The sequence below is a fragment of the Glycomyces arizonensis DSM 44726 genome, assembly GCF_000482705.1.
GTDB classification, from domain to species: Bacteria; Actinomycetota; Actinomycetes; order Mycobacteriales; family Micromonosporaceae; genus Glycomyces; species Glycomyces arizonensis.
Map to the genome: position 1 here is coordinate 100,074 of NZ_AXWO01000015.1, position 13,236 is coordinate 113,309.

Below are 13,236 nucleotides of genomic sequence, written 5' to 3' on the forward strand. Positions count from 1 at the left end.
ATCAGGAACCGTTGGCCCAGAAGCACGGAGACGTCCCAAGCCGGTCTAGCCGTACCCTTCGGCCCGCGTCCGCTCCTCCTCGACCGCCGCCTGGGCCAGCGCGGTCATCGCCCGTTCCAGGCCGTCCTGCACCTCGCCGCCCTCGGCCTCGCGCACGCTGTGGAGGCTGACGGTGATGCGGCTGCGGCCCGGCGCGAGCTCGTCCACCTGGAGCTCGCCGTGGTAGTCGTCGGGGCCCTCGGCGCCCCACTCCAGGCGGCGCTCGGCGGCGTCCGGGCGGAGCCAGGCGTCGCCCTCGACGTGGTCCCCGTGGACCTCCGCCTCGACGTGGACCGCCTCGCCGCCCTCGGGCTCGGCGGCCGTCATCCGCGGAAAGTACCGCGGCAGGTTCCGCGGCTCGGCGAGGAACCCGAACAGGTCGTCGGCGGCGACCTCGGCGTCCTCGGTGTGCGTGTACGTGGCCATCGGCTGCTCCTCGTTCCTGCGGCGCCCCGGAGGCGCGCCTCGTGGGGGCGGGGGTACCCGCCCGCGGCGAAACGATGCGCGAGTGACGTGAGGGCCGCCGGTGAAGCCCCGCCCGCCATGACCGAATCCAGCGGGCGGCACGGCCCCGCACCGGGTACCGCCCGCGTGCTCACTCGGCCGCGCTCACTTCGACCATGCTCATTCGACTGGTCGCTCGCCGCCGTTCCGACGCGCGCCAACGCCCAGCCGGCCTTCGCGACGTACGTCAACTACCACCCGCTGAAGCGGGATGGCTTGTCGCTCGTGCCCGCCACCGGTTGTGGCGTATCGGCGACACTGGGGAGTGATGAGTCCCCGTTGGGCCGGTTGACAGCTGCCCTCATTGCGTATTGCAATGCCGTCGTTCTCCAACGCCCGCTCACGCCGAGGGAAACCGTGCCAGCCGACCGAAGTCGGTTTCGTGCCTTCATGACTCGCGGGTACTGCAATGTCACCAGTGTGCCAGATACTCACAGTCTCGCTTCGCGAGACTGTGAGCAGGCAATCACCGCCAATTCCTCCATGGACTGAAGTCCACGGGTTCCTTGGCGATGCAGGCTGAACACCCCCGGGCGGCCCCGGCGGTCTACCGGCCTCGCCGTCCTGACTCTCGCGGGGGACCGGATCAGCGCCGTCGTCAAGTTCGACAGCGGCGTACTGCCGTGGTTCGGCCTGCCCCGATCGCTCTCCGGCTGCGAGCCACCGCGCGAACCCTCAGATCACTGACCGTCCTGGACCGCGCCGATCACTGAGCCGGCGATCGATCCGCTTACCGGAGCAGCCCGGACAGGATCGCGGTCAAGGCGTCGCCGCGGTGGCGGTCGTCCGGTGCGGCGAGATCCTCCAGCAGCGCGGTGATGCGCGGCCGCCGACCGGTGGCGGCGACGTGGCGCAGGTAGGCGACGGCTTGCTCGGGGCGGTCGGCGGCCGCGCGTTCGTTGAGCGCGAAGGTCGCCACGACCGCGTTGAGCAGCGCGAAGATCTCGAGCTTCGCGCGCCCGTCTCCCGGGTGGTCGGCGAGGACGTCGAGGACGTGGTCGAGGGCGGCCACCGCGTTGGGGCCGAGCGAGGGACGGGTCAGCACCAGCTCGGGGAGCCATGGATGCCGCACCATGGTCGCGCGCAGCTCCTCGGCGAACGCGGTGAGGTCCGCTACCTGGTCGCCGGTGGGCGGTTCGAGGCGGGGCTCGGCGGCGGTCGCGTCGACCATGAGGTCGAGCAGGTCGTCACGGCCGTTCACGTAGCGGTACAGGGACGCCGCGCCGGTGCCGAGTTCGTCCGCGACGTTGCGCATGGACACCGCCTCCAGGCCGCCCCGGTCGGCGACGGCGATGGCCGCGGCGGTGATCTCGGCGCGGCTGCGTTCGGCGGGGCGCCCGGTGGCCGCGCGCTCGGCGCGCAGCCAGATCGGTTCGGTGTCGTCGGTCATGTCGCCTCCTCGAGTATTTGCGAACACCGTACCCGAAGGCTAGACTTCGGGAACATCGTTCGCAAACTCAGAGGAGGAATCATGAGCCCGTCTCCCAGCGGCTACGCCCGCAACGGCGACGTCCGCATCGCCTACGACGACCTCGGCGGCACCGGCGGCGAGCCGCTGCTGCTGGTCATGGGGTCCGCCGTGACCAGGTTCTGGTGGCCGACGGGCCTGGTCGAGGAACTCATCGCACGCGGCTTCCACGTCGTCTCCTACGACAACCGCGACGCCGGCCAGTCCACGCACTTCCCGGCCGCCGCCCGCCCGGTGACGGCGCTGTTCCGCCGCAGCATCCCCGCCTACACCGGCGAGGACGTGGCCGACGACGCCGCGGCCGTCATGGACGCGATGGGCTGGGACTCGGCCCACCTGTTCGGCCACTCCAACGGCGGCCTCAACGCGCAGCGCATCGCCCTGCGCCACCCCGGCCGAGTGCGCAGCCTCGCCACCTCCGCCGCGGTCTCCAGCGACGCGGGGCGGGCGAAAATGCTGCGGTACATACACTTCGGCTTCGTCGCGCGGATGGCGCGCCTGCGCTTCCCCGAGACCCGCGAAGGCGATATCGCCATGGCGCTGGCGGTCTCCCGGGCGCTGGCCTCGCCGGGGTTCCCGTTCGACGAGGCGGAGGCCCTCTCCCGCATCGAAAAGGACGACGTGTGCGCCGTCCGGGACCAGGGCGCCATGGGCCGCCAGCTCGGCGCGCACTGGAACGGCGGCGGCCTCGCGCGGCTGCGGATCCCGGCCGTGGTCCTGCACGGCGACGCCGACCAGCTGCTTCGCATCTCCGCGGCGCGCGACCTCGCCGGGGCCATCGCGGGGGCCCGGCTCGTCATCGTCCCGGGCGTCGGCCACGACCTGCCGCGGGACGTGTGGCCGCGCTACGCCGACGAGATCCGGGCCGTCGCCGACGCCGCGCGCCCGCAGCCCCGTTAGGGCCTCGCGTCGGCGGACGCGGACGAACCGCTCCTCACCGGGCGGTTCAGCAGTCCCGTCCGCGCCGGAGCGGCGCGAACCCCAGCGGCGGCAGGTCGAGCCGCTCCCATTCCCCGAGATGAAGCCGCGGAGTCCGAACCGGCCCGAGCGCGGCGTCGAGCACGATCGCGCCGCGGGCCAGCGCGTCGGCGTCGAGCACGGCCGGTCCGTGCCACCCGTCCTCGGTGATGAGCAGGCAATGCGCCGCCGCCGCTCCGGCGCCGATGACGGCCCGCGTGCCGAGCACCAGGCACAGCTCGACCGCGACGGACAGCTCGTCGGCGAAATCGCAGCGCGAACTCGATCCCGGCCTGCATCTCGGTGCCGAACCCGGACCCCGAGGCGAGTCCCGACTGGACGACGACCTCGAGTTCGGGGCCGTCGTAGCGTTCGAGCTCGGCGCCCGCGCCGGCGAACACGGCCGCCGAATGCAGGCCCCACTGCTCGACCATGGCGTCCTTGACGGTCGCCGGTGAGGTGGCACTGTCGAAATTGACGCAGTAGTCCATCGGTGGGCTCCGTGAGTGATGCGTGGATGACATCGGCCGACCGGGCTGTCGGCGCCGCGCGGCGGCACGCCCCATCCTGGCAGCCGCACGCGGGAGGGGTCATGCGAACGCGGCTTCGTCCTCGACGCCGAGGTGGAGATTCACCCGCTCGGTCGAGCATCGAGCTCGCCGCGCCGCGAACGAGGAGTCGGGCCGGGCCGAGACCCCCGAATTCGGGATCCCGGCCCGGCCCATGCGACCTCACCACCACTGGGTGACCGTCACCGGTGCGTACCCGCCGTTGTCGCCGAGGTTCGAGTCGTTGAAGCTCAATTGGAACTTCTGACCCGTGCCCCCTCGGGACTCGTACAGCAGGCACGGCGATGGCGACGGTGAACCGGTGTCCACCGTGCCGACCACCGGGAACCATTCGTAGGCCTCGGCCCAGCCCCACCCTTCGACGTACATCGCGCCGGAGGTGACCCTGCCGATGAGGGAATACGGTGGAAGCCCCGGCGCCGGCATCCCGGGCGCGGTGTCGCCCGAGTGGCCGAACACCGGTTTCTGCGTCCCCCAGTAATCGATCCTGATCGTGCTGTTCGGATCCGCGTCGACCTTCAGCGCGTCGCCGTCGAGGAAGCTCGCCGGTGCGTCCCAGTCGTTCACGTAATTGCCGAGGGCATTCCATTTCGGATCGTCCTGGTAGCTGGGGGTGTCGTCGGTGAGGCACTCGAGGTTCGGCCTGCTCGACGGGGGGAACAGGTAGCCCTCGAAGCGGTACCTCGTCCAGCCGGACGGCTCCGACTGGTCGCGTTCCCAGGTGCCGATCGCGGCGTTGTCCCCGACCGTCGGGTTCCAGTAGCTGTGGAGCTCGCCGAAGACGGACGAGTACTGGGTCGACACGTACCCTTCGATCCGGAAGAGCTCGTACCAGCCTCCCGAGTACTGGCGGTCGCCGACCTCCCCGGCCCAGCGCGGGTCGGTGGTGAGCCAGTTGTCGCCGCGGGTCGGGTTCCACCAGTGGTAGAGCGGCACGGTCCTGGCGGGCTGCGGGTTCGCCGGGTTGTAGACGAATCCCTGCATGCCGACGACGTCGTAGTCGGGATCCTGCGAGCAGGTGTGGTAGTACTGGCAGGTCCACACCGACTGGGTCGTGGTGAAGTAGTCACCCCTGGCCGCGCTGTAGAAAGAGATGAGCGGCACCAGGGTGGGGCCGCCCGCCGCCGCGGGGGCGGCTCCGAGCGCGACCAGTCCGGCCGACAGCGCCACCGCCATCGCGGTGGCGAGGGTGAGCACACGTCTCACCCATTTCCATTTCCTCGGTTTGTTCGTCATTGCTGACCTCCTTTGGGCAAGTGGTTGATCGATGCATCGACGGCGATCAGCGGAGCCGTCGGATGATCGACCACAAAGTACCAAGGAGGTCACTCGGGGCATAGCGACCTGACGACAACCCGACAGTAATGCGGCATCGTTGTCATATCCTGCTCGGTCCTATCCTGTTTTGCAGTGATATGTCATTCACCTACGTCTAATGTATTCTGTGGTATGGCGGATCCGCTGCGGAAGTGCACGGAATAGAGCGGAATCGATAACACCGCTCGGAAGTTGCCGGCGTTGCGCATTGCGACGCAAGCCGATTCCCGGTTCGATTCTCCGCAATTGCGGCCCGGTCGGTGGCAGGTGCACGGGCAAGTGCTCAGCGGATCCGGCGGCGTCGCACTTCGGCCGACCGGAATCCACCGCGAGCGCGCGGGGTGTTCGTGCCGGTGCCGCTCGTCGCTCCGCGGCGGTCAGCCGATGACGAATACGGCGATCGCGGCGCTGGCCGCCGCCGCGGCGAGGTACAAGGCGGCGATCGGTCGGCTCGCCGCCACCTCGCCCTTGCCGTAGCCGCTCGCGAACTGCTCCAGCCGGTCCCGCATCCGGTCCTTGAGCCTGAGCCCGACCACGAATACGCCGAGCGTGGGCAGCGCATAGACGACGGCATAGCCCGCGAGAAGCGCCAAGCCCTGCGCGGTGCCGATCGGGACGTCGACGAGCCGGCTCACCGCGAAGAACAACGGGAAGGCGCTCGGCAGGTCCAACGCCGTCGTCAAGGCGCCGAGCCCGACGGCACTCCACGGGTTCACCCATGAGGGCAGCCGCACCGCGGGCCGCTTCGGGCGCGTCCGCAGGCGCCGCCAACCGAGCCGGACGAGGAACAGGGCCAGCACCGCGAAGATCGCCCGGCGCGCCCACATCGAGAAATCGGCCAGCGCGTCCTCGGCCGCCGAGGCGCCGAGCAGCAGACCCGCAGCCACCAGGTAGAAGGCCAGCACCGCCCCCGCCAGATAAGCCCAACCGGTGGCCGCCGGGCGGCGGGCGGTCAACACGACCACGACCACCGCCAGCATGGTCGACGTGTTCAGCGAATCCAGGACCGCCAGGCCCGCCAGACTCGCCAGCAATCCGAAATCCATACCGCCGCTCCAATCCACCGGGTCCGGCAAGACTATTCGCCCGCGAAGCCGCCTCCCCGGTCCCAGTGGCCCGGACGCGGTGCGATGGTCAGGCCAACCCCACCCCCTTTTGTACAGACAGAGGCACCGCAATTCCCGGACACGACTCATAGTGTTGGGGCCATGAGGAAAACAGCACTCACCACCACCATCCTGACGCTCGGCCTCGTCGCCGCCACCGGCACCGCGGCCGCGGCGGCGTGTCCCTCCGAAGGCCTCGACACCGATCTCCTCGAAGCCAGGCTCGACGAGTTCGCGGGACTGGCCGACCACTCCGTGCTCGCCGAGGTCCGCGACGGCGACGAGACCTGGTCCGAGGCGATCGGGCCCAGGAGCCTCGACCCGGGAGCCGACGACGCCCGAGCGAACGACCGGGTCCGCATCGGCAGCGCCACCAAGTCGTTCACCGCCGCCGTCGTCATCCAACTCGAGGGCGAAGGCGCGGTCGACCTCGACGACCCGATCGGCGACTACCTTCCCGGACTACTGCCCTATGAGGAGGACCCGACGGTCCGCCAGCTCCTCACGCACACCAGCGGCCTGCCCGACTTCCTGCCCAGCCTCTACCCGTCGCTGGCCCGGGGCGACATCGCCGACATCCGCGAGGGCTACCGGACCGACTACGAACCCGAGGAACTCATCGACATCGCCACAGAGGGCCCGCTCCTGTTCGAGCCGGGCACCGACTATTCGTACTCCAACGCCGACTACATGGTCCTCGGCCTGCTCATCGAGGAGCTGACCGGCAACACGCTCGGCCACGAGCTCGAGGAGCGGATCTTCGAGCCCGCCGACCTCGACCGCACCTACTTCCCGGGCGAGCACGGCAACGGCATCCACGGTCCGCACCTGGTCCCGTACATCACGACCGGCGAGAGCGACGAGCCGTACTTCGACACCACGGCCCTGTCCAGCACGCAGATGTGGGCCGCCGGCGGCATCGTCTCCACCATGGGCGACATGAACGACTTCTACGACGCGCTCACCGACGGCACCCTGCTGACCGAAGGGCAACTGGCCGAGGCCACCGACTTCGTCGACACCGGCTCGGACTTCCAGTACGGACTCGGCCTGTTCGGACAGCGGTTCGGCTGCCCCGGCGACCCCGACGAGGTCTTCATCGGGCACGAAGGCGACGCCCTCGGACACGAAGTGACGTCGTTCCACTCCATCGACGGCGAACGCCAGGTCACGGTGGCCTGGAACATCGGCGACAAGCACGGGTACACCGACTCCGACGCCTTCGACGAAGCGCTGCACGAGTTCCTCGCCGCCGCCTTGTGCGGCACCGCCACCGAGTGAGCCGACGGAAGGACGGGGCCGAGCCGATGCGGCTCGGCCCCGAGGCCGTCGAAGCGGCGGAGTTCAGTCCCGGCCGAGTTCGGTGCAGATGCAGGCCCGGTTGCCATCGGGATCGGCCAGGACGATGAAGGCGGGGGCCCGCCCTTGGTCGACGACGCGTCCGCCCGCGGCGAGCGCCGCGGCGACCCGCCGGTCGGCGGCTTCCGGCGGGACGGTGACGTCGAGGTGGAAGCGCTGCCGATCGGGTGCGGTCGAATCAGTCCGCTGAAACCACAACGGCGGGAGCACCCCCGCCGGATCGACGACATCGCCGTCTGCCGCGCCGCCGCCGAGGACGGCGCTCCAGAACGGCAGCACGGCCCCCGACTCGGGGGTGTCCAAGGCCAACTCCAGCACCTGCAGCCGCTCAGGGCACGAATCCAGGCCCTGATCGGCGGCGAGCGCGCTGATCCGCTCGGCGAGCCGAATTTCTCGTGCGGTGACACCGCCGCGGCCGCGCAACACCAGCTGCACATGCCCCGAACGCAGGTCGACGTCGGGATGATGACCGGCCGTATCGGCGAGCCGCCCCACCGCCGCGACGAACGCCGCCCCCGCCCCGAACGAACCGGTCGCGAACCGAGTGCGCAACGCCCCCAGCAGCAACCGCCAATCCGCCAGATCGATCTGCTCGACCCCGAGATGAGTGATCTGCTCCATGCCTCGACGATAGGCCGCGGCCGACAGCCCGTCAGCGGCGCGGCCTTCCGCCACGCCAGCCGCGGGCGACGAACCACGGCCCTCTCGCCTCTCTAGCCGAAGGCGTCGACGCCGGTGAGATCGGCCGAGTAGCCCCAGAGGCGCTCGGCCTCGGACGGGGCTATCGCGTAGGGGCGAACGCCGGGAGCGTCGACCTCGTCGACGACCTCGGCGATATCGCAGTCCTGCAGGTAGACCCCGCCCATGCCGTCGAGCCGGGGCGAAGTGGCGGCCCAGGTCTGCGTGGCCGCTCCCTGCGCCGGGCTCTTGAACCAGTCGGGGACGGCGTTGCCGTCCTCGTCGATCCAGCCCAGTTCCCGCTGCTCCTCCTTGGTCATGTGGCGCTGGAGCGGAGTGAGGATGGCGCCGGGGTCGAGCGTGAAGGCCCGCACGCCCGCGGCCCGGCCGAGCCGGTCGAGCTGGACGGTGAAGAGGACGTTGGCGGTCTTGGACTGGCTGTAGGCGTCCCAGCGGTCGTAGCCGTGCTCGAAGTGCACGTCGTCCCAGCGGATCGGCGAGCCGCGGTGGCCTCCCGAGGACACGGTGACCACCCGGGCGCCGCCGGACAGCAGCGGCCACAGCCGGTTGGTCAGGGCGTAGTGCCCCAGGTGGTTGGTGGCGAACTGGAGTTCCCACCCGTTGGCCGTGCGGGTCTCGGGGCAGGCCATGACGCCGGCGTTGTTGATGAGGACGTCGATGCTCCTGCCCTCCGTGAGGCACCGGTCGGCGAAGGCGCGCGCGCTGCCGAGGTCGGCGAGGTCGAGTTCGGCGGTCTCGACGCCTTTGACGCCGTCGAGCGCGGCCTCGGCGACCTCGGGTCGGCGTGCGGGGACCAGGACGTCCGCTCCCGCCGCGGCGAGGGCACTGGTGGTCTCCAGGCCGATGCCGGAGTAGCCGCCGGTGACGACGGCGAATTTCCCGGTGAGGTCGATGCCTTGGAGGACTTCGGCGGCGGTGGTGTCGTGTCCGAATCCGGAGTTGAGCTTCCGTTGTGGTGTGGTCATGCCCCGAACCTAGGGCTTGGAGTGCGCTCCAAGGCAAACCCGCAGTACAGGCTAGTAGTCGGCGGGCCTGCCGAACCAGCGGCAGAGGTGGTCCTCCAGGTCCCGCTGATCCTCGCCGATCCAGGCGACGTGGCCGTCGGGGCGCAGCAGGACGCACGGAACCTCCAGCGCCGCAGTGGGGTCCGCAAGGCGATCAACCCGGTCCGACCATCCGCCGACGCTCAGGCGTTCGGTGCGGTCCAGCAGCAGGCCGCGGCCGCGATGCAGCAGATCATAGAGGCGGCCCTGTCGCACCTCGATGTCGCGCAGGCGGCGGCCGAGCAGGTCGGTGCCTGCGCCGCAGCGTTGGTTGCTCGGCTCGCCAGCTTCGCCACCGTGCTGCTTGCGCGGCTCGCCAGCTTCGCCACCGTGCTGCTTGCGCGGCTCGCCAGCTTCGCCACCGTGCTGCTTGCGCGGCTCGCCAGCTTCGCCACCGTGCTCATTGCTCGGCTCGCCAGCTTCGCCACCGTGCTCATTGCTCGGCTCGCAAGCTTCGCCGAGGTCATACCGGATGTCGATCGCGGTGATCTTCTCGATCAGATGGCGGTTCACCTCGTCGAAGTCCATCAGCTCGGTGAGCAGCCTCCGCACGGCCCGCGGGCCCGGTTCGGCGGACGACAGCTCCATCTGGGCGCGGGTGTTGTCCAGCACGTCCTCGGCGACCGGGCGACGTTCGGCCTCGTAGGTGTCCAGCAGCGTCGCCGGCGCCCAGCCGCGGGCCTGCGCGGCCAGTTTCCAGCCGAGGTTGAACGCGTCCTGGACACCCAGATTGAGGCCCTGTCCGCCGATGGGCGGATGGACGTGCGCCGCATCGCCGGCCAGCAGCACCCGCCCGACCCGGTAGCGCTCGGCCAGCCGGGTGGCATCCCCGAAGCGGGACAACCAGCGCGGGGAGTGCACGCCGAAATCGGTTCCGGCGACGGCGCGCAGCTGCCGTTTGAAGTCCTCGAGCGCGGGCGGTCGGGCGCGATCGCCGACTCCCGCGGCGGGGACGACGACACCGTAGCCCCCTTCACCGAAGGGCTGGAACCGGAACCGCCGCTGGGTCTTTCCGATTTCGCCCACCTTGGCGGCGATCTCCCCGGGCGGCGCACCCGCTTCCATCTCGCCCATGAGCGTCTCGGTCCGCGAGGGCTCGCCGTGAAAGCCGACGCCGAGCAGTTTGCGCACCGTGCTGCGCCCGCCGTCGCAGCCGACGAGATAGCGCGAGCGCAGCCGCTCGCCGTCGGCCAGCTCGACGGTCACACCCTCCTCGTCCCGCTCGAAACCGGCTAGCGCCAGGCCGTGCCGGACCTGCGCACCCAGCTCGATCGCATGTGCTTCGAGCAGTCGAACGACGATCGGCTGCGGGATGCCCAGCAGATAGGCGTGCGCGGAATCCAGCTCGGGCGCGGGTTTGGGGATGGCGGCGAAGAACCCGCCCGCCGGACGCCGCCTGCCGTGTTCGAGCATGCGATCCAGCAGTCCGCGCATGGCCATCAGCTCGAGACTGCGAACGTGCAGACCGACGATGCGGGTGAACGAGGCGGGCTCGGTCTCCTGTTCCAGGACGAGTACCCGCACCTCGTGCAGCCGCAGCTCGGCGGCCAGCATCGCGCCGGTCGGCCCGCACCCGGCGATGATCACGTCGAACACGTCCGGCGCGCGCTCGGCGTGGAGGCCGGGAATGTCGCGCTCGACCGTGTCGTTCGACGACGGTTCGGTGGTGAACTGCGAAGAGTCCATAGGCGTTGCCTTTCGGGAGTGCCTTGTTGTCGAGGCACTCCCGGCGACACCTACGTCAATCGCCCGACCGCGACGGGTGGGGGAGTACCCACGTCGATACAGCGTTCATGGGTCTCACCTCCTCGGGCGGTGTCACGGTCCACCGCAGGCTACAAGCCCGAGCATCGCCCCGTCCAATCATTTCCCGGCCATGTGGTCACGGCTCCTGGCAAGGCGAGTCCGGCCTGGCCGGTCCCGCTCGACGATCCGAGCCCGGCCTCCCCGAGGCGGACCCGCTTCCCGCCGCCCGTGCCGACCGCCCGCCAACACGAACGCGGGCGAATCATGCGAAACCGACCGGAATCATCGATCGCCTTGCGGTACAAGGCGCAATGGCGGCGAACGCGGCGGCCATTCGGTGCGCACACTCCCTGGCGAGGCGGTGAGATGACACGCTCCTCTCCGACGACCTCATCGGCGGGAGCGATGATTGAACTTGTTCAACTGGCCTTGGTCAACAAAGTGATAGGCTCGGCAACATGAGTTGAACATGTTCAGTTTCAGGATTTTCCGCTCCATGGAGCGGGCGGCAGACGCAACCGCATCCACCCACAGCTACACCACCACCATCAAGGTTCGCTCGCGCACAGGCCGCACATTCCGGGCCCGTGGAACGGCGACCACCCCAGCGCGACCGAGGAATCGAGAACCGTGGCAGCAGGAATTCCCCATCCCAGCGAACCCCCCATGCACCTCCCTCCCCTCTCCTACAGCCCCCCGCGACCCGCGGCCCGGCGCGGCGGACCGAGGGCGGCCACCTGGTTGCTCCTGGCCGCCTGCCTGCTGGTGTGGCCCGCGGTCTTCGCAACGGTCGTCCTCGCCACTTTCCTGGGCGTTGCGATCTACTTCAACGATCCGGGCGGCCCCCTCTTCTGGCCTCTCGCCTGGATCGGGTCTGCTCTCGCGTATGCGCTGGTCGTGGGGTTGCCACTGTCGCTCTGCGCGCGTCGGCGGAGGTGGTACCTTCGGCTGATTCCAGCCGTGCTCGCCGCGGTTCCGGTCGTCTGGATCAGCAGCCTGGCGGGCGTCTGGTCAATCCCCGCGGCCGCGACCGTCGCCGTCTCGATCCTGGTCGAGACGACCGGCTGGCGTCACAAGTGGACGATGCGGGTCTGGAGGCTGCTGACCGCCCTATGGCGGCGGTCATGAGCCCGTCTCTCGGTCTGCCGCGACACCGCCGCCAGGGGGCGGATCACGGGTAGATGCGCGCGACCTCCTCGCGGATCGCGGCAAGGCCGCGGGCGATGGCGGGCTGCTCGGTGCTGCCGCGGCGCACCGCGGTGAACAGGCGCCGTGTCGGCACCGGGCTTCCGTGGATCGGCACGCGCACCACGGCGTGTCCGGTCGGGATCGAGACCAGTCGGGAGTACAAGGTGATCCCGAAACCGGTGCACACCAAGCCGGAGGCGCTGAACGAGGCGTCCGCCCGGTGCGCGATGTCCGGGCTGAATCCCGCGGCGGCGGTGGCGCTGAGGAACAGCTGCTCCTGGTCGACGCAGTTGGGTGTGCTGATCCATTCCTCGTCGGCGGCCTCGGCCAGTGCCACGCTCTCGCGTTCGGCGAAGGGGTGGTCTGCGGGCACGAGCAGGTCCTCGACATCCTCCACCAGGAAGTGCTGCTCGAACCGCGTGTCGCTGGGCGGGGGCGTGGTGTCGATCGGGTTGATGACGGCGATGTCGGCGTCGCCGGACTCCAGCATTCGGAAGGCCTCGTCCGACTCGACCGCGGCCAGGTGCAGCCGCACCCCCGGGTTCGCCTCGCGGAGGCGCTTGGCGGCCGGGGCGATGAAGGCCGAGAGCGTGCTCGCCAGACCGCACATGCGGAGACTGCCCAGCTGCCCCGCGTCGAGCGCGGCCAGATCCACTTTGGCGCGTTCCCACTGCGCGTACATGACGTCGGCGTGCTCGAGCAGGAGCTCCGCCGCCGCAGTGAGCCGGACCCGGCGGCCGTTCGGCTCCAGCAGCCGGAGGCCGGTCTCATGAGCGAGCTGTTTGAGCTGGTGCGAGACCGTCGAGGGCGTGAGGTGCAGTGCCAGCGCGGCGGCGGTGACCGTGCCGTGTGTCCGCAGGACGCGGAGCGTTTGCAGCTTGGAATCGATCATTCGAAAACATCACCAGATACGATGAGAAAACATTCGTTGTTCTCGGATGATTCTAATCCGAGACTTGGCGTATGACCACTACCGCGAAGTCGTTCGAAGACCGTTGCCCGCTGTGCGAGCTGCGCATGAGCGAGGCCCTGAGCGTGGTGTCGCGCCATCGCACCTCCACCGGCACCGTCGTGTACGCACGCTGCGAGTGCGGCCGCCTGTCCATGTGGCTCGAGCCGACCGCGCTCACCGAACGGCGGCCCGAGCTGCGGCTGATGGCGGGCTCGACCGCCACCGGCTAGATGCTTGATCGCTGATCGTCGTAGGCCGTGGCCGATCGCAGGGCGGGTCGGCCGGTACG

13 protein-coding genes are annotated in these 13,236 nt (G+C 70.0%); 4 read left to right on the top strand and 9 right to left on the bottom strand.

Going from position 1 to position 13,236, the window contains the following annotated elements; translation table 11 throughout:
* Nucleotides 1-45: 45 nt before the first annotated feature.
* Together H613_RS0112240 and H613_RS0112245 are read right to left on the bottom strand one after the other, a co-directional pair.
* A complete protein-coding gene (locus H613_RS0112240) occupies nt 46-465 on the bottom strand; it encodes an SRPBCC family protein (protein ID WP_026924019.1) in 420 nt (139 codons plus the stop codon).
* A gap of 808 nt (nt 466-1,273) precedes the next feature.
* Nucleotides 1,274-1,933, bottom strand: coding sequence for a TetR/AcrR family transcriptional regulator (locus H613_RS0112245; protein ID WP_026924020.1), 660 nt, complete (start codon nt 1,931-1,933; stop codon nt 1,274-1,276).
* Between the two features lie 81 nt (nt 1,934-2,014).
* Here H613_RS0112245 and H613_RS0112250 point away from each other — a divergent pair, with 81 nt between their 5' ends.
* Nucleotides 2,015-2,911: an alpha/beta fold hydrolase gene (locus H613_RS0112250; RefSeq protein WP_026924021.1), complete on the top strand. Its 897-nt coding sequence runs from the start codon at nt 2,015-2,017 to the stop codon at nt 2,909-2,911.
* Between the two features lie 46 nt (nt 2,912-2,957).
* Here H613_RS0112250 and H613_RS0112255 read toward each other — a convergent pair whose 3' ends face one another.
* The 3 genes from H613_RS0112255 to H613_RS0112265 all read right to left on the bottom strand — a co-directional run bounded on the left by H613_RS0112255 (nt 2,958) and on the right by H613_RS0112265 (nt 5,930).
* Nucleotides 2,958-3,197 (bottom strand): hypothetical protein, encoded by a 240-nt coding sequence (locus tag H613_RS0112255; protein WP_026924022.1) that lies wholly within the window; start codon nt 3,195-3,197, stop codon nt 2,958-2,960.
* 502 nt (nt 3,198-3,699) lie between these two features.
* Complete coding sequence (locus tag H613_RS0112260) at nt 3,700-4,773, bottom strand: hypothetical protein (RefSeq protein WP_156925985.1); 1,074 nt, start codon at nt 4,771-4,773, stop codon at nt 3,700-3,702.
* 458 nt (nt 4,774-5,231) lie between these two features.
* Entirely contained in the window at nt 5,232-5,930 is a 699-nt protein-coding gene (locus H613_RS0112265; protein WP_156925986.1) for a GAP family protein, read from the bottom strand.
* 132 nt (nt 5,931-6,062) lie between these two features.
* On the opposite strand from H613_RS0112265, the gene H613_RS26220 reads away from it, so the two are divergent.
* Nucleotides 6,063-7,241, top strand: a complete 1,179-nt coding sequence (locus tag H613_RS26220; protein ID WP_051393294.1) for a serine hydrolase domain-containing protein — start codon at nt 6,063-6,065, stop codon at nt 7,239-7,241.
* A gap of 63 nt (nt 7,242-7,304) precedes the next feature.
* Here the strand turns inward: H613_RS26220 and H613_RS0112275 are convergent, their stop codons facing one another.
* The 3 genes from H613_RS0112275 to H613_RS26225 form a co-directional block, all read right to left on the bottom strand.
* On the bottom strand, nt 7,305-7,940 hold the full coding sequence (locus H613_RS0112275; RefSeq protein WP_026924025.1) for a 4a-hydroxytetrahydrobiopterin dehydratase: 636 nt from the start codon (nt 7,938-7,940) through the stop codon (nt 7,305-7,307).
* Between the two features lie 92 nt (nt 7,941-8,032).
* Nucleotides 8,033-8,983, bottom strand: coding sequence for an SDR family NAD(P)-dependent oxidoreductase (locus H613_RS0112280; RefSeq protein WP_026924026.1), 951 nt, complete (start codon nt 8,981-8,983; stop codon nt 8,033-8,035).
* A 51-nt stretch (nt 8,984-9,034) separates the two neighbouring features.
* Complete coding sequence (locus tag H613_RS26225; RefSeq protein ID WP_026924027.1) at nt 9,035-10,747, bottom strand: FAD-dependent monooxygenase; 1,713 nt, start codon at nt 10,745-10,747, stop codon at nt 9,035-9,037.
* Between the two features lie 801 nt (nt 10,748-11,548).
* Between H613_RS26225 and H613_RS0112290 the strand changes: the two genes are divergently transcribed.
* The gene (locus H613_RS0112290; protein ID WP_156925987.1) at nt 11,549-11,935 is read left to right on the top strand and encodes a hypothetical protein; all 387 of its coding nucleotides are present in this window, start codon (nt 11,549-11,551) and stop codon (nt 11,933-11,935) included.
* A 43-nt stretch (nt 11,936-11,978) separates the two neighbouring features.
* On the opposite strand, the gene H613_RS0112295 is transcribed toward H613_RS0112290, so the two are convergent.
* Nucleotides 11,979-12,887 carry a LysR family transcriptional regulator gene (locus H613_RS0112295; RefSeq protein ID WP_026924029.1) on the bottom strand — a complete coding sequence of 303 codons (909 nt, stop codon included), beginning with the start codon at nt 12,885-12,887 and terminating at the stop codon, nt 11,979-11,981.
* A gap of 71 nt (nt 12,888-12,958) precedes the next feature.
* Here H613_RS0112295 and H613_RS26230 point away from each other — a divergent pair, with 71 nt between their 5' ends.
* Nucleotides 12,959-13,177 carry a hypothetical protein gene (locus tag H613_RS26230; protein WP_035737895.1) on the top strand — a complete coding sequence of 73 codons (219 nt, stop codon included), beginning with the start codon at nt 12,959-12,961 and terminating at the stop codon, nt 13,175-13,177.
* The last annotated feature ends 59 nt before the right edge of the window (nt 13,178-13,236 follow it).